General features: G+C 34.5%; 24 protein-coding genes. 5 read left to right on the forward strand and 19 right to left on the reverse strand.

What is annotated here, in order from left to right; all coding sequences use genetic code 11:
• Positions 1 to 14: 14 nt before the first annotated feature.
• From radA to AC37UB_RS07725, 3 genes are all read right to left on the reverse strand, one after another.
• Complete coding sequence (radA, locus tag AC37UB_RS07715) at positions 15 to 1,385, reverse strand: DNA repair protein RadA (RefSeq protein WP_117973397.1); 1,371 nt, start codon at positions 1,383 to 1,385, stop codon at positions 15 to 17.
• 109 nt (positions 1,386 to 1,494) lie between these two features.
• Positions 1,495 to 2,022: a dCTP deaminase/dUTPase family protein gene (locus tag AC37UB_RS07720; protein WP_117973398.1), complete on the reverse strand. Its 528-nt coding sequence runs from the start codon at positions 2,020 to 2,022 to the stop codon at positions 1,495 to 1,497.
• Positions 2,023 to 2,110: 88 nt separating this feature from the next.
• Complete coding sequence (locus AC37UB_RS07725; RefSeq protein ID WP_233519194.1) at positions 2,111 to 4,093, reverse strand: KUP/HAK/KT family potassium transporter; 1,983 nt, start codon at positions 4,091 to 4,093, stop codon at positions 2,111 to 2,113.
• A 245-nt stretch (positions 4,094 to 4,338) separates the two neighbouring features.
• Between AC37UB_RS07725 and proB the strand changes: the two genes are divergently transcribed.
• Genes proB through AC37UB_RS07740 form a run of 3 tightly spaced genes read left to right on the forward strand, consistent with a single transcriptional unit; the run spans position 4,339 to position 9,068 of the window.
• A complete protein-coding gene (gene proB / locus AC37UB_RS07730) occupies positions 4,339 to 5,142 on the forward strand; it encodes a glutamate 5-kinase (RefSeq protein WP_241699501.1) in 804 nt (267 codons plus the stop codon).
• Between the two features lie 27 nt (positions 5,143 to 5,169).
• A complete protein-coding gene (locus AC37UB_RS07735; protein WP_490685549.1) occupies positions 5,170 to 6,417 on the forward strand; it encodes a glutamate-5-semialdehyde dehydrogenase in 1,248 nt (415 codons plus the stop codon).
• Between the two features lie 29 nt (positions 6,418 to 6,446).
• On the forward strand, positions 6,447 to 9,068 hold the full coding sequence (locus tag AC37UB_RS07740; RefSeq protein WP_490685550.1) for a YfhO family protein: 2,622 nt from the start codon (positions 6,447 to 6,449) through the stop codon (positions 9,066 to 9,068).
• Positions 9,069 to 9,089: 21 nt separating this feature from the next.
• Here AC37UB_RS07740 and AC37UB_RS07745 read toward each other — a convergent pair whose 3' ends face one another.
• On the reverse strand, positions 9,090 to 9,833 hold the full coding sequence (locus AC37UB_RS07745) for a hypothetical protein (protein WP_117973402.1): 744 nt from the start codon (positions 9,831 to 9,833) through the stop codon (positions 9,090 to 9,092).
• Between the two features lie 105 nt (positions 9,834 to 9,938).
• Between AC37UB_RS07745 and AC37UB_RS07750 the strand changes: the two genes are divergently transcribed.
• Positions 9,939 to 10,505, forward strand: a complete 567-nt coding sequence (locus tag AC37UB_RS07750) for a prepilin peptidase (RefSeq protein WP_117973403.1) — start codon at positions 9,939 to 9,941, stop codon at positions 10,503 to 10,505.
• Here AC37UB_RS07750 and AC37UB_RS07755 read toward each other — a convergent pair.
• The 6 genes from AC37UB_RS07755 to lysA all read right to left on the reverse strand — a co-directional run bounded on the left by AC37UB_RS07755 (position 10,502) and on the right by lysA (position 16,025).
• Positions 10,502 to 11,254, reverse strand: a complete 753-nt coding sequence (locus AC37UB_RS07755) for an ABC transporter permease (protein WP_490685551.1) — start codon at positions 11,252 to 11,254, stop codon at positions 10,502 to 10,504. The two genes, AC37UB_RS07750 and AC37UB_RS07755, sit on opposite strands and share 4 nt — an antisense overlap.
• Positions 11,251 to 11,991 (reverse strand): ABC transporter ATP-binding protein, encoded by a 741-nt coding sequence (locus AC37UB_RS07760; RefSeq protein WP_241699504.1) that lies wholly within the window; start codon positions 11,989 to 11,991, stop codon positions 11,251 to 11,253. The genes AC37UB_RS07755 and AC37UB_RS07760 overlap by 4 nt, the downstream gene beginning before the upstream one ends.
• A 17-nt stretch (positions 11,992 to 12,008) precedes the next feature.
• A complete protein-coding gene (locus tag AC37UB_RS07765; protein WP_117973406.1) occupies positions 12,009 to 12,977 on the reverse strand; it encodes an ABC transporter substrate-binding protein in 969 nt (322 codons plus the stop codon).
• A 74-nt stretch (positions 12,978 to 13,051) separates the two neighbouring features.
• Positions 13,052 to 13,678 carry a sugar O-acetyltransferase gene (locus tag AC37UB_RS07770; protein WP_117973407.1) on the reverse strand — a complete coding sequence of 209 codons (627 nt, stop codon included), beginning with the start codon at positions 13,676 to 13,678 and terminating at the stop codon, positions 13,052 to 13,054.
• A 259-nt stretch (positions 13,679 to 13,937) separates the two neighbouring features.
• Positions 13,938 to 15,113, reverse strand: coding sequence for an aminotransferase class I/II-fold pyridoxal phosphate-dependent enzyme (locus tag AC37UB_RS07775; RefSeq protein ID WP_117973441.1), 1,176 nt, complete (start codon positions 15,111 to 15,113; stop codon positions 13,938 to 13,940).
• 18 nt (positions 15,114 to 15,131) lie between these two features.
• The gene (gene lysA, locus AC37UB_RS07780; protein ID WP_490685552.1) at positions 15,132 to 16,025 is read right to left on the reverse strand and encodes a diaminopimelate decarboxylase; all 894 of its coding nucleotides are present in this window, start codon (positions 16,023 to 16,025) and stop codon (positions 15,132 to 15,134) included.
• 376 nt (positions 16,026 to 16,401) lie between these two features.
• On the opposite strand from lysA, the gene AC37UB_RS07785 reads away from it, so the two are divergent.
• Positions 16,402 to 16,593 (forward strand): hypothetical protein, encoded by a 192-nt coding sequence (locus AC37UB_RS07785; RefSeq protein ID WP_117973409.1) that lies wholly within the window; start codon positions 16,402 to 16,404, stop codon positions 16,591 to 16,593.
• 40 nt (positions 16,594 to 16,633) lie between these two features.
• Here the strand turns inward: AC37UB_RS07785 and AC37UB_RS07790 are convergent, their stop codons facing one another.
• From AC37UB_RS07790 to AC37UB_RS07830, 9 genes are all read right to left on the reverse strand, one after another.
• Positions 16,634 to 17,413 (reverse strand): LPXTG cell wall anchor domain-containing protein, encoded by a 780-nt coding sequence (locus AC37UB_RS07790; RefSeq protein ID WP_490685553.1) that lies wholly within the window; start codon positions 17,411 to 17,413, stop codon positions 16,634 to 16,636.
• Positions 17,414 to 17,521: 108 nt separating this feature from the next.
• Positions 17,522 to 18,343 carry a bifunctional hydroxymethylpyrimidine kinase/phosphomethylpyrimidine kinase gene (thiD, locus tag AC37UB_RS07795; RefSeq protein WP_490685554.1) on the reverse strand — a complete coding sequence of 274 codons (822 nt, stop codon included), beginning with the start codon at positions 18,341 to 18,343 and terminating at the stop codon, positions 17,522 to 17,524.
• Positions 18,333 to 18,983: a thiamine phosphate synthase gene (gene thiE / locus AC37UB_RS07800; protein WP_490685555.1), complete on the reverse strand. Its 651-nt coding sequence runs from the start codon at positions 18,981 to 18,983 to the stop codon at positions 18,333 to 18,335. The genes thiD and thiE overlap by 11 nt, the downstream gene beginning before the upstream one ends.
• The gene (gene thiM / locus AC37UB_RS07805; protein WP_490685590.1) at positions 18,980 to 19,807 is read right to left on the reverse strand and encodes a hydroxyethylthiazole kinase; all 828 of its coding nucleotides are present in this window, start codon (positions 19,805 to 19,807) and stop codon (positions 18,980 to 18,982) included. Before thiM ends, thiE begins: the two co-directional genes overlap by 4 nt.
• The gene (gene thiW, locus AC37UB_RS07810) at positions 19,791 to 20,339 is read right to left on the reverse strand and encodes an energy coupling factor transporter S component ThiW (protein ID WP_490685556.1); all 549 of its coding nucleotides are present in this window, start codon (positions 20,337 to 20,339) and stop codon (positions 19,791 to 19,793) included. The genes thiM and thiW overlap by 17 nt, the downstream gene beginning before the upstream one ends.
• The gene (gene tenA / locus AC37UB_RS07815) at positions 20,320 to 21,006 is read right to left on the reverse strand and encodes a thiaminase II (protein WP_490685557.1); all 687 of its coding nucleotides are present in this window, start codon (positions 21,004 to 21,006) and stop codon (positions 20,320 to 20,322) included. The genes thiW and tenA overlap by 20 nt, the downstream gene beginning before the upstream one ends.
• Positions 21,007 to 21,017: 11 nt before the next feature.
• Positions 21,018 to 21,671 (reverse strand): CbiQ family ECF transporter T component, encoded by a 654-nt coding sequence (locus tag AC37UB_RS07820; protein WP_117973416.1) that lies wholly within the window; start codon positions 21,669 to 21,671, stop codon positions 21,018 to 21,020.
• Positions 21,610 to 23,040 carry an ABC transporter ATP-binding protein gene (locus AC37UB_RS07825; protein WP_117973417.1) on the reverse strand — a complete coding sequence of 477 codons (1,431 nt, stop codon included), beginning with the start codon at positions 23,038 to 23,040 and terminating at the stop codon, positions 21,610 to 21,612. Before AC37UB_RS07825 ends, AC37UB_RS07820 begins: the two co-directional genes overlap by 62 nt.
• Entirely contained in the window at positions 23,037 to 23,603 is a 567-nt protein-coding gene (locus tag AC37UB_RS07830; protein WP_117973418.1) for an ECF transporter S component, read from the reverse strand. Before AC37UB_RS07830 ends, AC37UB_RS07825 begins: the two co-directional genes overlap by 4 nt.
• Between the last annotated feature and the right edge of the window lie 14 nt (positions 23,604 to 23,617).

Raw genomic sequence — 23,617 nt, forward strand, 5'->3', positions numbered from 1 at the left:
CTTTCCTCCTTTACTTAGGAAAATACTTTAAATAATGTTTCAGATAGTGTTTCAACACCAATTACTTCAATTCCAGTTGGCGGTGTCCACCCTTGCAGATTATTAATAGGAATAAAGACTCGTCTAAATCCTAATTTCTGTGCTTCTCCTACCCGTTGCTCGATACGATTTACTCGTCTAATCTCACCAGTTAACCCAATTTCACCAATAAAACAATCTTGAGGAGAAGTCCCTTTATCTTTGTAACTTGATGCAATACTCACTGCGATGGATAAATCAATCGCTGGTTCATCAAGTTTCACTCCCCCAACTGCTTTTAAATAAGCATCTTGGTTTTGTAATAATAATCCAGCACGTTTTTCTAACACAGCCATAATCAGTGATACACGGTTATAATCAAGACCTGTTGCTGTTCGTTTCGCATTTCCAAAAACAGATGGCGTTACAAGTGATTGAATTTCAGCTAATATAGGTCGCGTTCCTTCCATTGAACAGACAATCGCTGATCCAGTTGCCCCATCAATTCTCTCTTCCAAGAAAGCTTCAGATGGATTTAACACTTCCACTAAACCAGCTTGTCTCATTTCAAAAATACCTATTTCATTGGTTGAACCAAAACGATTTTTTACAGCACGCAATATTCTAAATGTATGATGTCTGTCTCCTTCAAAATAAAGTACTGTATCTACCATATGTTCAAGCATCCGTGGCCCTGCAAGTGAGCCTTCTTTGGTCACGTGTCCTACAATGAAGATGGCAATATTGTTTGTTTTAGCAATTTGCATCAACTCAGCCGTATTCGCTCGAACTTGACTCACACTTCCAGCAGCACTTTCCGTTTCCGGATGAACCATTGTCTGAATCGAATCAATAATCACATAGTCTGGTGTCAATTGCTCGATAACTTGTTTAATGCGACCCATATCCGTTTCTGGATAAACATAAAAATCATTTGTTCCATCAGCCAACCGTTCTGCACGCATTTTAATCTGTTGCGAACTCTCTTCACCAGAGACGTATAATACATTTCCTTTTAACAGACTAAGTTGTTGAGATACTTGTAGTAATAGTGTTGATTTTCCAATACCAGGATCCCCACCAATTAAGACCATTGAGCCTGGAACAACCCCCCCGCCTAATACTCTATTTAATTCACCTAATTGTGTTTTTATACGCCGTTCTTTTTGTGTAGCGACTTCTTTTAACTTTTGCGGTTTACTCATTTCACCCGTCAAACTTACTCGACTATGCCTAGTGGGGGTATCTGAGGAAATTTCTTCCACTAATGTATTCCATTCACCACAATTAGGACAACGACCCAGATACTTTGGAGAGATATAACCACACGTTTGACAAACAAACTCATTTCTCTTTTTTTTTGCCACAAAATCATCCTTATCCTACAATTTTTAGTTCCTTATAAAATAAAATACTTATAAACGTATTTTAACATAAATTGTCCGATTCTAATAAAAACTGCGACTCTTTAGAAAATTATTTACCAGACGACCCAAATCCACCTGTCCTCTGCGTTTGTACTAAATCATTGTCTGCTTTTAAGAATGGTAAAAAAATGCCTTGAGCGATACGATCTCCTTTTTTAATCTGCTTGTCAGTTAAGCCAAAGTTTAGTAGCTGAATCATGATATGCCCTTCATTATCTGGATTATCATAATAGTCACTGTCTATAACTCCCACACCATTTGTCAAAACTAAAAAATTTTTTAACGGGTTGCTTGAGCGATTGGCAATCTGTAAAAACTCATCATCCCCCATATAAGATTTCACACCTGTTGGAACAAGTGTTGATTTTAACTCTTTTTGCATATCAGCATCAACCAATATATCTTCTTTTGATAATATAGCCTTTAATACTTTCGCAATTCCTTGTTTCCAAATACTTGGAATCACAATATCAACAGCTGATTCAAAATCATATCCTGCTGCATTTTTTGTTGCTCTTTTTGGTAGATTGATATTCTCAAATGTTGATACTTTTTCAAATCCTCTTACTTTATTCATGTGTTACCTTCCTTTATCTTTTGATTTCTTTAATCCTAACCGAAAAATAGACAAATAAAAAGAGTAAAAATAAATCTTACTCTTTCTTTTATAAATTATGTAATTCATCATCATCTTCATCAAATTCTTCAACTGGCACTTGTTTTAATGTTACTTTGTTTCGCTTAGGTTGAATAACAAGTGGAACATATTCTGTAATCACATCACTATATTCCAACCCATACCATTTAGCAGGGTCAACTGCTCGTCGTTTGATTCCTAATTTTGCTTGCATCACTAAAGTATCTAACCAATTCAACTCTGTTACACGGGATAATTCTTCACGTATTAAAACAAATGAAAAATCTCCTGTATCTCTTCCTGGTGTAATAGAATATTTTTGTGGTTGTTTCGGTAGTTTTCCTTCGTTCATTAAATCATGTACAATTTGTCTTAGATAGACGTTAACTTCCTGTGGCATTTTAAATCCTAAACGAAGTTGGACATTGACAATATAATCAGTATCCATCATATCCACATAATATTCTTTGGTATACGGTTCATCTGTCACAAAGACATTAACGAACCAATAAACTTTCGCACGTTTTGGGCTTTTGTCTAATATTGAATACATAATTTCTCTACTAATCAGGTGCCCCTTTATTTTAGAAGTTAAAAAGACTAAATTTGTTTGTAACTGTGGCCAATCCGTGTCATCTCTTAACTCACCTAATTGTCCTTTATAATCATATAAAGAGATACGTTTTGATGTTGCCTCTGTAATCATATTACCTCGATGCCAAATTAACATGATCAAGAAAATAACTAACGCCATACCTAAAGCAACGTAACCTCCGTGCATAAACTTAGATGCACTAGAAACAAAAAAGATACTCTCAATCGTTCCAAAAAAGATAAAAATCAGGTACGCTAAAGATTTTGGTGTTCCCTCTTGTAATAAATATACAAGCAACAAAATAGTTGTCATTAACATCGTAATCGTAATAGCTAAGCCATAAGCTGCTTCCATTCGAGCAGATGTTCGGAAACCAAAAACAATGGCTAAACAACCCACCATTAACATATTATTAATAGCTGGAATATATAATTGTCCTTTTTGATCAGTCGGATAAATAATTTTCATTCTTGGTAATAGACGTAACTTAATTGCCTCAGAAGCTAATGTATAAGAGCCAGAAATCAATGATTGTGACGCAATAATAGCAGCTACTGTTGCAAAGATAACACCAATAATAGTTAATGATTGTGGCATCATTCTAAAAAACGGATTCAACATACCGATATCTTGATATTCCGGTAAATCTTTCACACGAATAATCCAAGCAGCTTGACCAAAGTAATTTAATACCAAACATACTTTAATATACGGCCAACTAACACGAATATTGTTTCTACCGGCATGACCTAAATCAGAATATAAAGCTTCGGCCCCTGTTGTCGCTAGAAATACACTACCTAAAATTAAAATACCTAATTTATTTTCTTCAGAGAATAGTAGATGAACAGCATAATAAGGATTTAATGCACGAATCACAGATAAATTCCCCATAAAATTAGATAAACCAATCAAACCAATGAATGTAAACCAGCCAAACATAATTGGACCAAAAGCTGTCCCCACTTTTTTAGTACCTAAACGTTGAACCATAAAAAGGGAAAAGATAATAATAACTGTTATAATCACAATGATTTGCTGGCTATCACCAAACACATTATGGAAAGAGGGAATTCCTCGAAGGCCTTCAACAGCTGTTGTAACCGTTACAGCAGGAGTTAATATACCATCTGCCAGTAAAGTGGCTCCTCCTAGCATAGCCGGATATAATAAATATCGACTATTTTTTCTAACTAATGTGAAGAGTGAAAAAATACCACCTTCACCGTGGTTATCTGCATTCAATGCAATCATGACATATTTTATTGTGGTTAATAAAGTTAACGTCCAAAAAACTAGTGATACCGCACCTAAAATAAAGGTTTCTGAAACATGATCTAGCCCGCCATTACCATCAACAATGGCTTTCATGACATATAATGGACTAGTACCAATATCGCCATAAACAACTCCCATTGCAACAAGCGTTCCACCTAGCGTAAATCGATCAATTGCTTGTGGATTACATTTTTGACTCACCTTTTTCACTCCTTTTCTCTTTAAAAAGTTAGTATTCATGACAATCATATACTCATTTTTTTTAAAGTCAACACTAATTTTCAAAAATCATTTTCTATTAGTGGAAACACAATTAAAAATGCGTTATTATAGCAAGCATAGGCACTTAAAAAATAGCCATTAAACAAAAAAGAGGGATTATTTTGAGCAGAAAAACATTATTAAAAAAAAGTAAGCGACTTGTTATAAAAGTTGGAACAAGCTCTCTTGTTCTACCCAATTCCGAAATAAATTTACGTGCTATTGATCAATTAGCTTTTACCTTATCTTCTTTAAGACAACTTGGATATGAGGTTATCTTGGTTTCTTCAGGTGCAATTGGTGTTGGAATGAACTTATTAGGATTAGAAAAACGACCTGAGACTATCGCTAAACAACAGGCTGTTGCAGCGATTGGTCAATCTGAATTAATCAAGATATACACTCAACGATTTACTTCTTATCACCAACAATCAGCCCAAGTCTTACTCACTCGTGATGTCATCGATTTTCCAACAAGTAGACAAAATGTTATTAATACATTTGAGGAGTTATTAACTATGGGGGTTATCCCAATCGTAAACGAAAATGACAGTGTCTCCGTAGATGAACTTGATCACTTAACAAAATTCGGTGATAATGATCAACTATCTGCTATTGTTTGTAAATTAGCTCAAGCAGACTTACTCCTAATGCTTTCAGACATTGATGGTTTTTATAGTGATAATCCTCATACTAATCCAGATGCGATACTGTACTCTCATATCACAGAAATTACAGAAATGATGGAAGACGCGGCTAGAGGTAAAGGGAGCGTTTTTGGAACTGGTGGTATGACAAGCAAATTAAAAGCAGCAAAGCGTGTGTTAGATAATCAATCACAAATGATTTTAGCTAGCGGTAAAGATCCTGCTATTTTATTCGACATTTTAGAGGGAAAAGAAGTAGGTACACTATTTTCAAATTAACTAGAACTTATAAAGGAGGGGTTTTAAATGACACTATTAGAAACATTGGGTAAACAAGCAACTAAATCGGCCTTTTTCTTGAATAATGCCACAACAAAAGAAAAAAATAATGCACTAAAATCTATCATCGAAATGCTAGATAGAGATATGGAAATTATCTTGGCAGCAAATGAAAAAGATATTGAATTAGCTAATAAAAATGGGATTCCTGAAACCATGATTGACAGGCTACTTCTCACAAAAGAACGAATTAATACGATGCAACACGACATTCAGACAACTATTGATTTAGACGACCCAATAGGAAAAGTTGATCATATGTGGCGAAACGAAGATAATTTATTAATTGGAAAACAACGAGTTCCATTGGGCGTTATCGGTATGATTTATGAATCAAGACCGAACGTTACAACAGATGCATCAGCTCTTGCTTTAAAATCAGGTAATGCCATCATCTTACGCGGAGGAAAAGAGGCTTTTTACTCTAATCAAGCACTTGTTCAATCGATTCAACAGGCTTTAGAGTTAGTTGATTTTCCAAAAGATTGTGTTCAATTCATTGATGATACTTCAAGAGAAACAGCAACAAAATTCATGCAATTATCAGATTATCTAGATGTTCTAATCCCTCGTGGTGGTGCGAACTTAATTCAATCTGTGGTTAAAAATGCCACTGTCCCTGTTATTGAAACTGGAACTGGAAACTGTCATGTATATGTTGATAAACACGCCAATTTAACTATGGCAAAAGATATTGTAATTAACGGTAAGTGTCAACGTCCTTCAGTATGCAATGCGATAGAATCACTTTTAGTGAACGCGACTATTGCTAAGAAATTTTTTGAACTGGTGTCCCCTGAATTTGAAGCCAATCATGTTAAATTAAGAGTAGACCAAGCATCTTTGGTTTACCTACCTTCTGCTACACTTGCAACAGAGGAAGATTTTGCCACAGAATTTAATGACCTAATCTTATCAGTAAAAATCGTCAATAATCTAGATGACGCTATCCAGCATATTAACCATTACGGAACGAAACATTCCGAAGTGATTGTAACAGACAGCTATCAGCACTCTCAAAAATTTATTCAACAAATTGACGCAGCCGCTGTTTACGTCAACGCATCTTCTCGCTTTACTGATGGTAGCGTATTTGGATTTGGTGGAGAAATTGGCATTAGCACACAAAAATTACACGCTAGAGGTCCAATGGGCTTAAATGAATTAACTACCACAAAATATATCATCTTTGGGGAAGGTCAAACTAGACGTTAAAATCTTATCTAGGAGGATAAAAAACGACTATGTTATCAAACATGAAAAAAACATTTAAAACAAGTGGTAAATTCGGACTTCTTGCTTTTATCGTCCCAGTTTTGGTTATGATAGGCGTTTATTTAAGTTTAGGTATTTATCCTGGCAGTACTAGAAGTGTCTTGGCTAGCGATGCTTTTTCACAATTTTCTAATTTTCATGCTAGTTTTAACAACGTTTTACATGGTAAACAAAGTATCTTTTATACTTGGAATGCTTCTTTAGGACTCAATTACTGGTCTCTTATTTCTTACTATTTGGGCGGTATCTTTACACCGATTGTTTTCTTTTTTAATAATCAGAATATTCCAGATGCTCTTTATTTATTAACTTTATTAAAAATAGGAACAGCTGGATTATCCTTTTGGTACTACTCAAAAGAAACTTATAAATTACCAAATCTATCACATGTTACATTAGCTATTTGTTATTCGCTCATGTCTTTTGCAACCGCACACTCTGAGTTGATTATGTGGTTAGATATTTTTATGTACATCCCTCTAATTTTTTTAGGTATCAACCGAATACTAGATAAGGGAAAATCTGCTTTACTGTTTGTTTCTTACTTTCTTTTATTTGTATCTAATTTTTACTTTGGTTTTATGGTAGGATTATTTTCGTTCCTTTATTTCGTTGCTCGTGTTGCCATAAACGCATCTTTTTATAAAAAGCGAATCATCCCTTATCTGACAACCTCTATCTTAGCTGGGATAGCTTCGATGGTGATGATTTTGCCAGCCGTATTTGATTTAAGATCTAATGGTGAGACACTATCTGCTATAGGTCATCTTAAAACAGAAGCAACGGCTTTTTGGGATATTGTGATTAAAAATATGATTGGGGTTTTTGATACCACAAAATATGGCTCAATTCCTTTTATTTATGTCGGGCTATTGCCATTAATTTTTTGTCTCTTTTATTTTTGTAGCGAAAAAAATAAAACAAAAAATAAAATAGCTTATGCAGGTTTATTTATTATTCTAATTTTAAGTTTTTATATTGAACCTCTTAATTTATTTTGGCATGGTATGCATGCTCCTAACATGTTTTTATTTAGATACAGTTTTTTATTTTCATCCCTTGTCGTCATACTTGCTGGCTATGGTTGGGAAAAATTTTCTAAATCAGATATGCCCTTAATGATTGTCATCGTCCTTTCTTTAGCAGTGTTATTTTCTATCGCTTTCTTTGCATCAAGTAAAGATAGTTACACTTATGTAACTCTAGGACAATATATCCTAACTATTCTATTTTTAGGATTATATTTAGCAAGCATGTATTTTTATTATGGAAATCAGTTACCTAAACACACATTCGTCTTTTTGCTTCTTTTAATAGTAGCTGGTGAAGCTTATATTAATACATCTTTTATGTTAAATGGCATTTTAAACGATTGGAATTACGCTTCTCGTAGCTTGTATTCAGAACCTTACCCAGATTATAAAGCACTAGTTGACAAAGCTAATAACTCTAATAAAAAATCATTTAGTCGTTTAGAATCTCTTTCACCCATCTCAAGCAATGATGGCTTTAATTATGGATATAGTGGTATTAGCATGTTTTCTTCTATTAGAAATAGACATTCTTCTGCCTTACTAAATGAACTAGGATTTCGTTCTCGAGGAACTAGTTTAAACATACGATATCAAAATAATACACTGTTAATGGATAGTCTAATGGGAATTAAATATAATATCAGCAATCAGGATGTCTTAAAATATGGATTCAATCCAACAAATAGCCAAGGAAAATATACTCTTTACGCGAATGATAAGGCTTTACCACTGGGTATATTAACAAATAATGATTTGTATAAATTAAAACTCCCTGTCCACGATAATCTTGGCGCTCAGACTACACTGATTAACCAATTAGCTGATTTAAATGATGTTTATTATACCTTTACAAATCCCACAGTTATGACCACACAAAATGCACTAATTACCAATTTACCAAATAATCGAGTCTCAATTAAAGAACAAAAACCAAATGAGGCTAAAACCATCACTTATCAAGTAAGTGTCCCCGCTGGAAAACAAGCTTATGTCAGCCTATTTCCAAATAATTTTGGTGACTTAAAAAGTTCTAATGCTAAAATTACTACGCAAAACGTTAGCTATGAAACACAAATTGGTATCACAGGTCAATATTACAATTTAGGGTATTTCAAAGAAGATGCCATTGTCGAATTCTCAGTTTCTTTTTATGGTACAGATACCATTGAATTAATCAATCCACCTGTTGTCTTACTAGATATTCCTAAATTTGATGCTGCTATTAAATCTATGGAAACAAAAGGAGTGGATTTCAAAATCAACGGTAGAAAAGCCACAGCTCATGTAGAAACGCCTGAAGAACAAGTTGTATTTACAACTATCCCTTATGATAAAGGTTGGACAGTAAAAATAGACAACAAGAAAGTAGCCATAAAAGATTTTCAAGACGGTTTTCTGACATTTACTGTACCAAAAGGTAACCATGAAATTGAGCTAAGTTTCCTACCTCCAGGCTTTATAATTGGTGTCATATGTTTTATTAGTGCTACAGGAGCATTTATTTTATACTATCGTTTAATGAAAACAAAAAAAAGAAAAAAGACTTTAATTAAATAGGGTAACAAAACATCCTGTCCATTAGTTTGGAGAGGATGTTTTGTTATCTTTTTCTTTTTCTCTAGCAACGATTTGATTAATCTCTTCTAACATACTTTTCTCGTAATCTTCATCGTGAACTTTTCCTGTCATAAAGACAAATAACAAATTTTGAATATCCGTTCCATCCGTTTTCTTATTGTTAATTAACCACTTTTTATCGTCATCTTTTTTAAAGTAAATGTTAATGCTTATAGGTTCTATAATACTCATTGATTGCTCTAATGATTCGTAATAAGCAGTCGTCACTAGATGTTTCGCATTAACTGAACCTATATCAATGTTATCTTGATTATCTAATAATTTAGCCATCATCATTGCAACAAGTCGAGCATAATCAAATCCTTTAATATGATACGTCACTTTAAGCTCACCTTTTGATTGTTCATCAAGAGTATATGTGTAACTTGTTGTTTCCCTCACCTTATCAATTAATGATCTCGATATATCTTCTCTTTCACTTTGAGACAATTTTCCTGATATTGGTTCAAAAACTGTTGCAAAATTTTTTTCTAAATCTTCTTCAACTTCTTTTGATCGTTCATTAAATCGTTTGCTATCAGAAAATTTTTCTTTATATTCGTCCAAATCGGTATTGTATAAAAGTCGATTAGCAAATAAAGTAGCTATTTCGTCTATATTATCCTTATTAGAAGAACAACTGGAAAGAAAGAATAGCAATAGTGTACTTAATAATAAAAACCAGCATCTTTTGTCTTTCAACATGATTTTTCACTCCTATTACTTACATTCTTTTATGGTTAGTTTACCATATATCTTCCAAAAAAGAATTTTTTATTTAATTCGTATCTTTTTAAAGGAGGTGCTTATATGATATTTTTTTTAATTTTTTTATTCAATATAATGTCGTATATCTTTTTAACATACGTATCATTTTTACCAACTGACAAAAAGATAAACCTTTTTAATAAACATCATCGCTACTTATTTTTTATTGGAAGTTCGATTATTTATCTACTATTGTTAACAACAAAATTATCTATGGTAATGATTCTACTTATCATTATGGGAGTTTATTTATCTATTATTGATTTTTACTACTATGTTGTTGATCCATATCTATCTGTCTTGTTTATAATAGGTCTACTCACTCTTTATCCATCAATAAATAAGTTATTACCTTTATATGTCTTATTGTTCTTTTTATTACTTAGTTATTTGATGCCAAAAAAGTTAGGATTTGGTGATATCAAATTACTTGTCTACTGGTCAGTCTTTCTATCTCCAATACAACTTCTATGGTTAATATTTATTGCTTCATTTATAGGAATACTCTATATTATGTTATATCAATTATTAACAAGCCATCCCCTTACAAAAATAGCCTTTGTCCCATTTTTAACCATCGCTTTAACTATTGTACTATTAATAATTTAATACGTTTTACGCCATTTGTTTGTTCTATTTTCAGCAAAATCAATCATTTGAAATAAGATAAATGCCACCAAACTTAGCGCTAAAATTCCACTATACATGTCTAAATAATCTAACCTTCCCCATGCATCCATAATGAAAAAACCTAATCCGTAACTTGTCCCATATACTTCTGTAAAAAATAAAATAGCAATCGCTGTTCCTAACGCTATCCTTACGGCATTTAAAATGGCAGAATATGCTGCAGGTAACGTAATTTTACAAAACTGTTGAAATTGACTCGCACCTAGTACATACAAATGATGATAGTAACTTTTTGGAATCGACTTAACACCATCTCTCACAGATAAAATAACTTGAAACACAATAATCAACACTAATAAGATAATTTTAGAGGCATTTCCTAATCCAAATAACAACATAATAATTGGCAACAAGGCAATCTTAGGAATGGGATAAGTCAAATAAACAATTGGATCCAACAATTGATTTATTTTGGGAAAACGTCCCATCAAAAGCCCTATAATTAATCCTATCAAAACAGCAATCAGCATAGCCCAAAACAGACGAACCAAACTATTATATGTATGTAGCCATAATACTTGTGGCTCGATAACCATTAAGTGTCGATACACCGCAAACGGTGTGGGTAACATGTTTTTATTTAATATCACACTTGCTAACCACCATAAAATAGTTAAAAAAATAAATGATAGAATCGCATGTGTCACTTTTGATACACTTTTTCTCATGCTTTTTCCATTGCTCCTCTCACTTGTTTAATGGTGTCATAAAATAGTGGTGATAACCTTTTTTCTTTCAACGGGATCGAAAAGCTACTATTCTCTATAACAGCTGATACTCTTCCTGGTTTACCAGATAATAAGACTATCTTACTTGCCATAAATACAGCCTCTTCTACATCGTGAGTAATTAAAATAGCCGGGGCTTTTTCTTTATCCCACTGGGTTAAAAATAAACTTTGCATGTGTTCTCGTGTTAGTGCATCTAAAGCAGAAAAAGGCTCATCTAATAAAAAAATGTCTGGTGTCACAAGCATCGCTCTAGCAATAGCAACGCGTTGTTGTTGTCCACCACTCAGTTGGTTAGGGTAACGTAATAGTAATTCCCCCAGTCCTAATTCGCTTACCAAATGATCTAACTGATTAGATATTGTTTTTCCAGATAATTTTCGAACAGATACTCCAAGTAATATATTCTCTTTTACTGTTTCCCAAGGTAATAATCCATAATTTTGTGGTATCCAGGCTATTTTATGATGTTTTGGATTAATATCTGCCCTATCCAATGTAATCGTTCCTTGATACTGTTGGTGCAACGTTGTAATGGCATTAAGTAACGTCGATTTTCCCGTCCCACTTGGACCAATTAACGCGACAACTTCTCCCTTAGAAACAGTAAAAGAGATGTCATCTAAAATCAACGGTGCTCCTCCATAAGACGCACTGACGTTTTCAATGGTTAACATCTCTTTCACCTCTATACTTATTTAACGAGTAAATCACTCATAACATCTGTTTGATTGTATTCTTTTTTATAAATACCTTCTTTTTTTGACCAGTTAAATGCCTTTTCTACTTGTTTACCATCTATTTGTTCGGCATGAACATATTTAGGTAATGTCACATCTTTTTTAATGTCATCCGTAAAACCAATTTTTTCTTTTAACACATCATAATAATCATCCAAATCATGATTATTAACATAATCAACACCTTTATTATAGGCACGGTAAAAAGCTTCAATGGCTTCTTCATTATTGGTTAGTGATTCATTTGTAAAACCAAAAACAGTTGACTGAATACCTAACTCATTACTATTCGTTAATTCTTTTAATCCTTGCGACAACCCAATCGTTCTAAAAGGTTCAGGTACCACTGTAGCATCTATTTTATGATTTAGTGTTAACTCAACTCTGACTGGAATTTGCGGTACTTCTTCAAACCCGACTTCATTAACAGATAAGTCATGCGTTTTTAATGCTTCATCTAAAAAATAATAAGGTGCTTGATTTTTAGCGTAACCCACTTTTTTTCCTTTTAAATCATTTATTGTGTTAATACTATCATTTCCAGTTAAAACAGAAAAAGTCCCGATTGATTGACTAACCACTTTGACATCCATATCACCTTGTCTATATGTGCTCAGCGCAATCAAATCTGTATTAGCTCCATCTAGATGACCACTTGTTAAAGCCGCATCACGGTCTTTTGGTGACTTAAAACTACTTAATGCTAAATTAAGACCTTCATCTTTGAAGTATCCTTCTTTTTCAGCAATGTAAACTGGTAAACTATCAACTGCGGGCATAGCGCCAAAACTCAAAGTCAATAATTCTTTTTTAGCTGATTCATCTGTTTGTTTTTGATTTGTGTTCTCTTTTGTGCCACAACTTGCCAATAGACCAATTGCCATAACTGATATTAAACTAATCCAACCTAACTTCTTCTTCAATGAAAAAAACTCCCTTATACTATTTATCTACTAGTATAAAATATCACAAAACATCATAATACACCATAGTATGACTAGTTTCCTTCAACATCTGCCCAATACACGCTCGCTTGTTTTTCCCAATAAGTTTTATCTTCGTCTGTAATGGGACGGAGCACTCTACAAGGATTTCCTGCTGCTACAGTGTTAGGTGGAATATTCTTTGTCACTACTGCACCCGATCCTATGACACAATTATCTCCAATCGTCACACCAGGATTAACAATAACCCCGCCACCTAACCAGACATTATTTCCAATCGTGATAGGTGATCCTAATTCTAAGCCAGATACTCTTACTTGTGCATCAATTGGGTGTGATGCTGTCAATAAACTAACTCGCGGTCCAAACATCGTATTATCCCCAATAGTAATAGGGCAAACATCTAACATAATGCAATCAAAATTAGCGTAAAACCTTTCTCCAACTGAAATATGTTTTCCATAATCACATTTAAAATTAGGTTCTATATAGACTTTTTCTCCTGTTTTTCCTAACCATTCTTTCAGTAAAGCGGCTCTTTTTTCTGCTTCGAATTCACTTGTTTGGTTGTATTCACGCATTAAACGACGACTTCTCATAAATAACTCTCTTAACTCTGTCTCGCCACTACCAGGATAGTACAGTTCTCCATTAATCATACGCTCTCGTTGTGTTTTCATATAAACCTCCGTAATTTTATTTAATAAATTTATTTAAACAAATTATAAAAGATAATTCAATTAACGAATAATTAATAACGGTTTTTCAGATTATTTTCAAAACTATTCTTCATAATTTCATCACATTTTCATTATATAATGTTAGTGTACTAACGAAGTAACCCTAGCAAACTTTTATTTACTTATTTAATAATAAGTAAACAACTCCTTTTAACCACTATGTATATGTTAAAAAAGAAGCTAAACAGTATGATTCTGTTTAGCTTCTTTTTCTATATGTTGATAGAAATCTTTCAAGTCGTTTACAACCATCTACTAATTCTTCCATTGTGCATGCAAAAGACAAACGAATATGCCCTTCTCCATAAATAGAAAATGTTTTCCCAGGTACTACAGCTAAATGTTCTGCTTCTAATAATTCTGTTGCAAATTCAAAAGAATCATTATTGTACTCAGAAATATCAGGGAAAATGTAGAATGCTCCCTTAGGTGATTCAACTGATAATCCCATCTCTTTTAAACGTTTATAAACAAAATCACGACGCTCTTTATAAGCTTCATTCATTTTCGATAAGATTACTGGCCCTGTTGCATCTGTAAAAGCTGCAGTTGCTCCATACTGTGATGGAGTAGCTACACACACAGAGTTGTATAAATGGACTTTTGTCACATGTTCTGTTGCAAGAGGTGGGGCTAGAATATATCCAATTCTTCCTCCAGTAATAGCGTGGGATTTTGATAATCCATTGATAACAAATAATTGATTTCTAACTTCTGAAAACTCCATAAAAGAATGAAACTCTCCACCATACACATTATCAGAATAAATTTCATCAGTTAAAATGAATATATCTGTCTCCTTCAATACATCAACTAATTCCTTCATTTGTTCCAATGATGGAATCATCCCTGTCGGATTTGTTGGGTAATTAAAGATAATGGCTTTTGTTTTCGGTGTGATAGCATCAACTAATGCTTCTTTTGTCAAAACAAAATTTGTTTTTGTTGTATCAACCAAAACTGTTTTTGCACCTTGAAGTTTAGTAATTGGCTCATATGCTAAATACGTTGGGCAAGGAATAATTACTTCATCCCCGTCTTCAAGAATTGTTCGTAACACACTATCGATCGCTTCAGATCCACCGTTAGTCACAATAATCTCTGTCTCAGCGTCATATGTCACATTAAATCGTTTCCTATTATATTGCGAGATAGCTTCCCTTAATTCAATTAAACCTCTATTGTGTGTGTAACGTAATTTATTTTGATTAATGGCTTCAATCATAGCTTCTCTAATGTATTCAGGTGTTTCAAAACCTGATTGTCCCAATGTTAAATCAACACCATCATCGTATTGTTTAACTTGATTAGAAAACTTTCTCGTCCCTGGTACCTCTAAATTGGTTGCTCGTGTATTAAATCTTGTTTCTTCCATTATTTTCTCTTCTTTCATTTATCTTACATCTTGTGCGATAAGGTGTTCTAGTGTCTGACGTCGCACCACTAAACGAACTTTTTCTGGTGTAACAAATACCACGGCGGGTTTTAACATCTGATTATAATTCGAACTCATGCTGTAATGATAGGCACCAGTTGATAATACCACAAGTAAGTCCCCACGGTGAACACTTGACGGTAATTTTATGTCACGTCTTATGATATCACCTGACTCACACAGTTTTCCAGCCACTGTCATCAATTTATCATATTCTTCCGCTCGGTTTGCTAGCAGTAGATTGTAGGTTGCTCCATAAAGTGCCGTTCTGATATGATCACTCATCCCACCATCTATCGATACATAATAATTCGTTTCAGGGATATCTTTCACCGTTCCTACTTCATAAAGTGTAACACCTGCTTCACCAACAATAGATCGCCCAGGTTCCAATGAAATGGCTGAAATGGGATAATCATATTCGTTACAAGTTGATTTTAACGTATTCGTAATTGTTTTGATACCATCTTCTATCGGATAGCTGATATCATCATCCGTATACTTAATACTGAACCCTCCGCCTATATTTAATACACTAATTTTTATTTGATTTTTTGAGAGCCATTTTATAACTTGTTTAATTGTTTCAACTGTCCCAGTGGATTCAAAAATTTGAGAACCTATATGAAAATGAACACCCATGAGTTCAATATTTTCAGCATCCTCAATTTTTCTTACACCGTCAAGTGCTAAACCTTTTTTAATACTTAACCCAAATTTACTATCTTCTTGTCCTGTTTGAATAAATTCATGCGTATGAGCTTCAACACCTGGATTGATTCTAAGCAATGCTTTAACTTTTTTAGTTGTTAGCTCGTTTAGTCGTTCAATTTCTGATAAACTATCTATCACAAAATACTCTACTCACTAAATAACTGGCTATATTTTTAATTTTTGAAAAATCTCCGACCGATGTTCCACCACGTTTAATGACACTTCGTTTTGTCATTTTGTTTTCCTCCTAATCGGCATCGAAAAATAAAAAAGACAAGTTCACCGACATGAAGTGGTCAGGTTAAAACATTTTTTGGAATGGAATTTCCATTTAGCGAAAAAACAGCTTATATTAAAGGAACTTTTGAAGCTAAACTTGGTTTTGATGGCAATCATGTAACCATTAATAAGGCAAGTAATTCTTCAAATACTTATAATATTTCTATTCCATAATTTATTGTTGTTGGTATTAGCAATCCAAAGTTTGAGGTGGTTAAATAGCAAAGGCGAGTTTTTGAGTTTTATTACTGAAGACATCGACACTAATGAGTTAGCAAACAACGCGATGAGTGATAAAACATTAATTAAATATATTGATACAAATCGCGATTGGTTACAAGAACAAGCAACTGATTATTATCAAAAAATACTAACTAGTATCGACCCCGAAGCATCCCTGTCTATTACCTTTTCTAATAAAAAATAAAAGAGCGCCACCTTTATTTGGGTGACACTCTTTTATATTGCTATAATTTTCTTTTAATCAATACACTTACTAAGAACAATGAAGCAACTAAACTTAATTGTAGCCCAACACTAGATTTTTTTTCACCTGTTTTAGGTAAACTAGCTGATTGTTTATCACTAGAATTAGGTATTTTAGCTACTGATTCTGTTTTTTTATCATTTTCTGTTGTACTCGTTTCTGTTATATTCGTTTCTGTTGTACTCGTTTCTGTTATATTCGTTTCTGTTGTACTTGTGGCTTTTGTTGATATTTTATCTACTGCTTTTTCAATCTCAGCCCATATATCATCTAATGCATCAATCGTTTTACAACTATCAACTTTTGCAACAAATTCATCCGCTTGTTTCTGTGTTAATCGACCAGCTTGAACTAATAGCTCTATTTGATGTTTTGTATTATATACTTTTTCATCAAATGATGATTGATACAAATCTTTATTTTGTTTTACTAAATCATTTGCATCTGAATAAACAAGTGTAGCCTCTTCTACTGTGTTAACTTTCTCTAAACGTGAAATCAATCCTTCATATTGAAATTGAGAGAGCTTCCCCTCATTTACCATGTCATTCATTAATAAAAAAATATCCGATTTCGTAATCGCTAATGCATCTGGAATGGATTCATCTGTTGTTGTTTCTGTCGTATCATTTACTTCGGAACTTATTACTTTACTCGATGAATTATCTGTACTTGATGTAGAGGTTGATTCAGATGCATAACCCATTTGTCCTACCAACAAACTAGCCATAATCACTGTACCTAATACTAACTTTTTCATATGATCCCCTCCTATAAAACAAGATGTTACAACACCATTACTCTTTGTAATATAATTGTAACATTTATTCATTATACAGACAATAATAAACATTCTTTTGAAAAATAGTTAATCAATTAAAATATCTTGTGCAGGTATTGCCCAATGATTTGTTGGCCCATGACCATGACCAACAAAAATTTCTTGTTCAATCGCTCCTTGAATGAAACTTTTGGCAATATGTATAGCTTCTTTAACCGACTTGCCCTTTGCTATTTCTGCTGCAATACACGATGAGAACGTATCACCTGTCCCATGTGTTTTGATTGTTTCAACGCGTTTTGAACTCATCCAAAATGTCTCGCCATTTTCAAGTAAGACAAAATCTTTCGCCAAAATATCGGATGAATGACCTCCTTTTATCACCACATTTTTGACACCCATTTGCTGCAAATCATATGCTGCTTGAATCATGTCATCACTTGTTTTAATATCTTGTTGAACTAACTCCTCTGCTTCTGGAATATTAGGTGTTAAAAAAGTTGCTAGAGGTAGTAACTCTTTCTTGATACAATCTACTGCTTCTCTTTTAAGTAAAGAGTGCCCTCCTTTTGCAATCATAACTGGATCAACAATCAATGGTCCAAAATCAACTTCCTTCAATTTTTGAACAACAACTTGAACATGCTCTTTATCCGCAAGCATCCCTGTTTTACACGCGCGTATATGAAAATCTTCTGCCAGAGAATCAAATTGTTCCGCAACAAAGTCACATGGTATCGGCAGACTACTTTGTACACCTAATGTGTTTTGTGCAGTCAAGGCAACAACAATACTCATACCAAAAACATCTCTTGCTTGAAACGTTTTTAAGTCGGCTTGAATGCCTGCGCCACCACCTGAATCACTTCCGGCAATGGTTACTACTTGTGGGGTTTGGTTAACGGGCATAATGATTTTTCTCCTTTATATCGACAATTTGTTGCTTTAATGCTTGCGTTTTTTTCGCTATATCATCAGCTTGCATAATCTCACTCACAATCGCAACACCTGAAATATCTGTGTCACGTAATGCCGCCATATTTTCTTCTTTAATCCCGCCAATCGCGACAACTGGTAATTGTGCTGCGTGAATGATATCTTGCAAAACTGATATATCCGTTGTTGGAGCATTTTCTTTCGTCGTTGTTGGAAACATGGCCCCGACACCTAAATGGTCTGCTCCTTGTTCTTTGGCCTCAAGTGCTCGCTCAACGGTTTTAGCTGAGACACCTAACCATTTATCAGGTCCAATCAAACGACGTGTCATGTCCACCGGCAACTCATCATCCCCAATGTGCACGCCTGCTGCATCAACTGCCAAACACACATCGACTTGGTCATTGATAATAAGAGGTATGCCATATTTATCCGTGATACCTTTAATTGCTAATGCTTTTTGATAAAATTCTCGTGTGCTAGCTTTTTTTTCTCTTAATTGGACAAGTGTCACACCATTTTTACATGCTTCCTCTACTCTTGTAAAAAAGACGTCATCAGATAACCCATCTGAATTTGTCACTAAATACAACGTTAATGCCTCATCAATCATAACCAATCTCCTTTTATCCCGTTTTGCCATGACTCATTTTGTTTTAATAATGATAATTGATTCAGTGTTTCTTCACGGATACTCGCAATTTTCGCGTCATTTTGAACTATTTCTAATGCTTCTTCACCACACAAATTAAAATAGCTTACTGCCTGTAAAACACTTGGCAATACATCCACCCCACTACCTAAAAGTGTTGCAATTAATGCCCCAACGACGTCTCCCGTCCCTGTGAATTTATCTAATGCCTCAATGCCATTTTGTAGCAAGACAACTTGTGATTGATACACCACTAAATCACTTGGTCCTGTCGCTAGAAAACACGTATTTGGATGGCTTTTAGCTAGTGCTAATAATCCTTCTTCTAATTCTTTCATCGCTAACAAATCTTGGTCTTCTTCTGCTGCATCGACACCTTTTCCATGACTGGCTAAATTGCACAACATTCGCATTTCTGACACATTGCCTTTGACAACAGTTGGTTCAAGAGACAATAACCTGTTGGCGACTTCTTTTCGTACTCTTGAACTGGAGACGCCGACATTGTCTACAACGATAGGGACGTTGCGTTTATGAGCCTCTTCCATAGCTAGTACCATAGCGGTTTCTTTTTCTTCTGATAAATGGCCAATATTGATTAACACACCACCTACCTGTTCATATAAATCTGAAAAATCTCGCGTATCTTCTGTCATAATTGGCTTTCCTCCAATGTATAACACACTATTTGCGACCGTTTCACATGTCACTGAGTTCGTAATACAATGCACTAGGGGAGAAGGTATTAGAGGAAAGGGTGTTTGAAATTTATGAGTGAGTAACATGTTGTTCTTCACCTACTTCCTCATAAAAAAACATCGCTTGAATTCGTTGAAACGTTGGAACATTCGCTAATTTTTTCATCACGATAAAAGCCAAAAACGAACCAATTACCGCGCCACCAATAAATCTTGGTGTATAGAAAAACCAGTACATACCATTACGACTTCCGGTAAACCAAGCCATCACAGGATAGGATAGTAAGGATCCGATAATTCCTGTTCCTAAAAACTCACCAAACATCGCACTGTAAATTGTTGGATAAATTTTGTAAAAAATACCCGCAAGTAACGCACCAAAAACAGCACCTGTTAAGGCTAGTGGTGGAATCCCTAGAAGCATCATTCGTAATATGCCACAGACAAGTGCCATAATCGTGCCGTAAAAAGGTCCCATTAGCATCACACCAATCACATTCATTACACTAGACATTGGTGCCATCCCCTCGATGCGAAAGAGTGGTGATAACGCCACATCCATCGCAACCATTAGAGATAAAATCAATAGTTTTTTTAAATTAGTACTTTGAGACGGCATCTTTTTCTCCTTCCGGCCATTTTTGATGTGTGTATGCCATTTCCCAAAACAGGTATTCCATTTGAGCACTCACATAAAAGGCCTCAATCATTTTTTCTTGTTCTTCCTTGTCGCTTTCTTCATACAGTCGATTCAGTAAAGCACATTGATGAGCGACTTCTTCTTTTGATTCTTCACCAGAGTATGTTTCAATCCATCGTTGATACAACTGATGAGGAGAACCTGTCTTAATTAATTCAGTCCCGATTTCTTGATATAACCACGCACATGGTAGTAAACCCGCAACAGCACTATTTGGCGTCCCATCAATTAATTGACGATACATGTGTGACACATAATGATAAGCTGTTGGAGCAATATCAGTATTAGCGATTTCTTCATCTGTAATACCTAGCTCAGTAAAGAAATTCTCTCTAATACTCATCTCACCTTCTTTAAGGTGGTTAGACCCTGTTAGCAACATCTCTTTTACTTCTTCGTCTTCTACTTGTTCTGCTATCAAACGGTGAAGTTTGCTAAAATGCTCTAAGTAGTACCCATCTTGAATCAAGTAATAGCGAAACGCTTCATCAGATAACGTTCCTTCTTGAAGTCCTGCGACAAATGGATGAGTAAAACTTCCTTCCCAATAAGGTGCTGATTTCTCTCGTGCAATTTTTGTAAACATCTTTCTTCCTCCTAAGTAATGATTAATATAAATTGTGATATAACCGTTAATACGCCTAATGTAGCTAAACTTTTAGGACACACTTTATATTGTATGTAATGCGTCCTTTCGCCTTCTTCATCAAATCCTCTTGAAAACATGGCTTCTGTGTAACTATCCCGCCAATGGTTGGCGACAAAAATAACTTTTAAATACATCAATGGCGAATAAAAATGTAATTTTTTCCCACGAAATAAACTGGCTTCTCTTAGTGCCATAATCTCTCGTTGAATCACAGGCATCGCATGTAAAACAACTAAAATGCCATAAACAAATGACGTTGGTAATTTTTTTTGCTCTAAAATTAAGAGTAATTCTTCTAAGTCGACCCCAAATGCAAACACCATGCCAATCGCAGCAAAAGCAAAGGTTCGACTCACTAAAACAAGACCATAATCAGGATTATTTCCATATAGATAAACTGACCAATACGTTCCTAAAGCTGGAATTAATGGAAAAAAAACTAAGCCAAACAACCCAAACCATTTTTTCTTACTAAGAAGATACAAAGCACTGACTAACACAACAAACCAGTTTAATGTCACAGATGAGGTAAATGATAATTCAATAGTCAAAAGTAGTAGTAGCCCGCTTAGCATTAAAGCAGAACTTTTCGTCACTGACATCCTTTATCTCCTCCTCTACCGAATAATCTTGTTGCCATAATTGTTTCTTATCTAAATGCACATGATGCTGACTAACCCCATCAAGCGGTGCCAATCGATGCGAAATAATCATCATATCTTGTCTGTTTGCTTGCCTTTTAAACCAATTAGCAAAATAGCTTGCAGCACGTTCATCTAAACCTGAAAACGGCTCGTCTAATAATAAGAACGGCACATCTAAACTCAACATCGTTAATAATTGAATACTTTTCTTCTGTCCTTCACTTAGATGAAACACGCTTCGATTAAGTAGTGGTTCCAATCCTAAAAACTCAATCGCTTCTTGTCTTTGACGTTTAGCGTCCTCCCACTGATACACACTATAAGTAAATTCTTCAGCTGGTGTGAGTGTCACAAATTGTTTTTCCGCTTCTTGAGTAACTAAGGATAATATCTGATATAGCGTACGGCTTTTTTTAAGCTTTTTATCGTATAAAAACATCTTGCCTTTATAACGATGACATTGTGCTATCGAACGAAACAACGTTGATTTTCCCGTTCCGTTATCTCCTGTAAGTGTCGTGATTCCTTTAGAAAAATGAAAAGAATCTTGACTTAGTAGCTCGCGCTTATTCTGTTTGTATCTGACATCCTCTAATCTTAAAATGCCATCCATAGATGCTCTATGATCCGTCAAGAGCACATTTGTCTGCTCTTGCTTTAAAAGAGCTACTGGAATTTTTTGTAATACTTGATTATCTAGTGTCACCCATGTATCAACCACATCAACATAATCATTAAAATCATGGTCGCAAATAATAATTGTTTTACCTTGATTTTTTAATTGCTGTAACTGTTGAATTAATAATTTTCTTGTTTTAGGATCAATACTGGCAAACGGCTCATCTAGTAATAAAAATGGGCTTTTCATCGCTAGTAAAACAGTCAATGCTGCTCGTTGCTTTTCCCCACCTGATAAAGTTGATAACTGTCTATCTAATAATTCTGTCGTATCTGCTAATAAAACAGCCTCGTGCATTTGTTCCGTGATATCACTAGGTTTTGTTTGCAGATTTTCTAACACAAAAATAATTTCACGACGTAGTGTTTTCATTGTAAATTGTTGCCCTGGATTTTGAAACATCATGCCAATCTGTCTAGCCTTATCAGACATACTCGCTTGTGTTAGACTCTTGCCATCAACGGTGATTGTACCTGAATATGGCACATCAGCAAATCCAGCAATGGCTTTTAATAATGTTGATTTACCACTACCACTGGCACCAGATAGCAAAATAAATTCATGAGGAGAAAAAACAAAGTCAACCTGACGTAACACCTCTTTATCGCCACGTTTAATCGTCAACTCACTTAATTCTATTCCTCTCATTCGTTTACTACCGAAAGCTCTTGTGAACGGTTATAAAGCTTCATGACCATTGACACCACAACAACGCCAAAGAACGTCACCGATAAAAACCGCACAGCAAGAAGTGATAAAATCATTCCAATTGAATACGTTCCATAACCAAATTTAAAAAATTCATACACAAAACTTAATAAGGTTGTTCCAATCGCCCCGTAAAATAATGGCACGATATCATACCGTTTGTATCCTGTAACCATAAATCCTAGTTCTGTCCCTAGCCCTTGGAAAAAACCTGAAATAAGAACACCTGGGCCAAAATACGTGCCATATAACATCTCTGCTAGTGCAGCCAACATTTCTCCTAAAATTGAACTTCCCTTTCTAGGAATTAATATCCCTGCCATTGGTGCAGCCATTGTCCATAAACCAAATAATAGTTCATTAGCAAAAGGGCTTAACCCAAGGGGCGTTAATACAGCTGATAAGCCAGCATATAAAAACCCAGCTCCCATAAATACACCACCAAATAAAAAAGCTAATAATGCTAATAATACAACCTGACGCAACGTCCATTTTTCCTTCATTTTACTCATCCTCC

Source organism: Vagococcus changpingensis, from assembly GCF_058211775.1.

Bases quoted from the DNA above. Each gene is read 5' to 3' on its own strand.
- AC37UB_RS07740 (WP_490685550.1), top strand. From the start codon at position 6,447: ATGTTATCAAACATGAAAAAAACATTTAAAACAAGTGGTAAATTCGGA.
- AC37UB_RS07735 (WP_490685549.1), top strand. From the start codon at position 5,170: ATGACACTATTAGAAACATTGGGTAAACAAGCAACTAAATCGGCCTTT.
- AC37UB_RS07750 (WP_117973403.1), top strand. From the start codon at position 9,939: ATGATATTTTTTTTAATTTTTTTATTCAATATAATGTCGTATATCTTT.
- AC37UB_RS07720 (WP_117973398.1), bottom strand. From the start codon at position 2,022: ATGAATAAAGTAAGAGGATTTGAAAAAGTATCAACATTTGAGAATATC.
- AC37UB_RS07725 (WP_233519194.1), bottom strand. From the start codon at position 4,093: ATGGGAGTTGTTTATGGCGATATTGGTACTAGTCCATTATATGTCATG.
- thiE (WP_490685555.1), bottom strand. From the start codon at position 18,983: ATGATTGATGAGGCATTAACGTTGTATTTAGTGACAAATTCAGATGGG.
- AC37UB_RS07825 (WP_117973417.1), bottom strand. From the start codon at position 23,040: ATGAGAGGAATAGAATTAAGTGAGTTGACGATTAAACGTGGCGATAAA.
- tenA (WP_490685557.1), bottom strand. From the start codon at position 21,006: ATGTTTACAAAAATTGCACGAGAGAAATCAGCACCTTATTGGGAAGGA.
- thiW (WP_490685556.1), bottom strand. From the start codon at position 20,339: ATGCCGTCTCAAAGTACTAATTTAAAAAAACTATTGATTTTATCTCTA.
- AC37UB_RS07755 (WP_490685551.1), bottom strand. From the start codon at position 11,254: ATGAGAAAAAGTGTATCAAAAGTGACACATGCGATTCTATCATTTATT.
- AC37UB_RS07790 (WP_490685553.1), bottom strand. From the start codon at position 17,413: ATGAAAAAGTTAGTATTAGGTACAGTGATTATGGCTAGTTTGTTGGTA.
- AC37UB_RS07760 (WP_241699504.1), bottom strand. From the start codon at position 11,991: ATGTTAACCATTGAAAACGTCAGTGCGTCTTATGGAGGAGCACCGTTG.
- AC37UB_RS07830 (WP_117973418.1), bottom strand. From the start codon at position 23,603: ATGAAGGAAAAATGGACGTTGCGTCAGGTTGTATTATTAGCATTATTA.
- thiM (WP_490685590.1), bottom strand. From the start codon at position 19,807: ATGTTACTCACTCATAAATTTCAAACACCCTTTCCTCTAATACCTTCT.
- AC37UB_RS07770 (WP_117973407.1), bottom strand. From the start codon at position 13,678: ATGAAAACACAACGAGAGCGTATGATTAATGGAGAACTGTACTATCCT.
- thiD (WP_490685554.1), bottom strand. From the start codon at position 18,343: ATGCCCGTTAACCAAACCCCACAAGTAGTAACCATTGCCGGAAGTGAT.
- AC37UB_RS07775 (WP_117973441.1), bottom strand. From the start codon at position 15,113: ATGGAAGAAACAAGATTTAATACACGAGCAACCAATTTAGAGGTACCA.
- AC37UB_RS07820 (WP_117973416.1), bottom strand. From the start codon at position 21,671: ATGTCAGTGACGAAAAGTTCTGCTTTAATGCTAAGCGGGCTACTACTA.
- AC37UB_RS07745 (WP_117973402.1), bottom strand. From the start codon at position 9,833: ATGTTGAAAGACAAAAGATGCTGGTTTTTATTATTAAGTACACTATTG.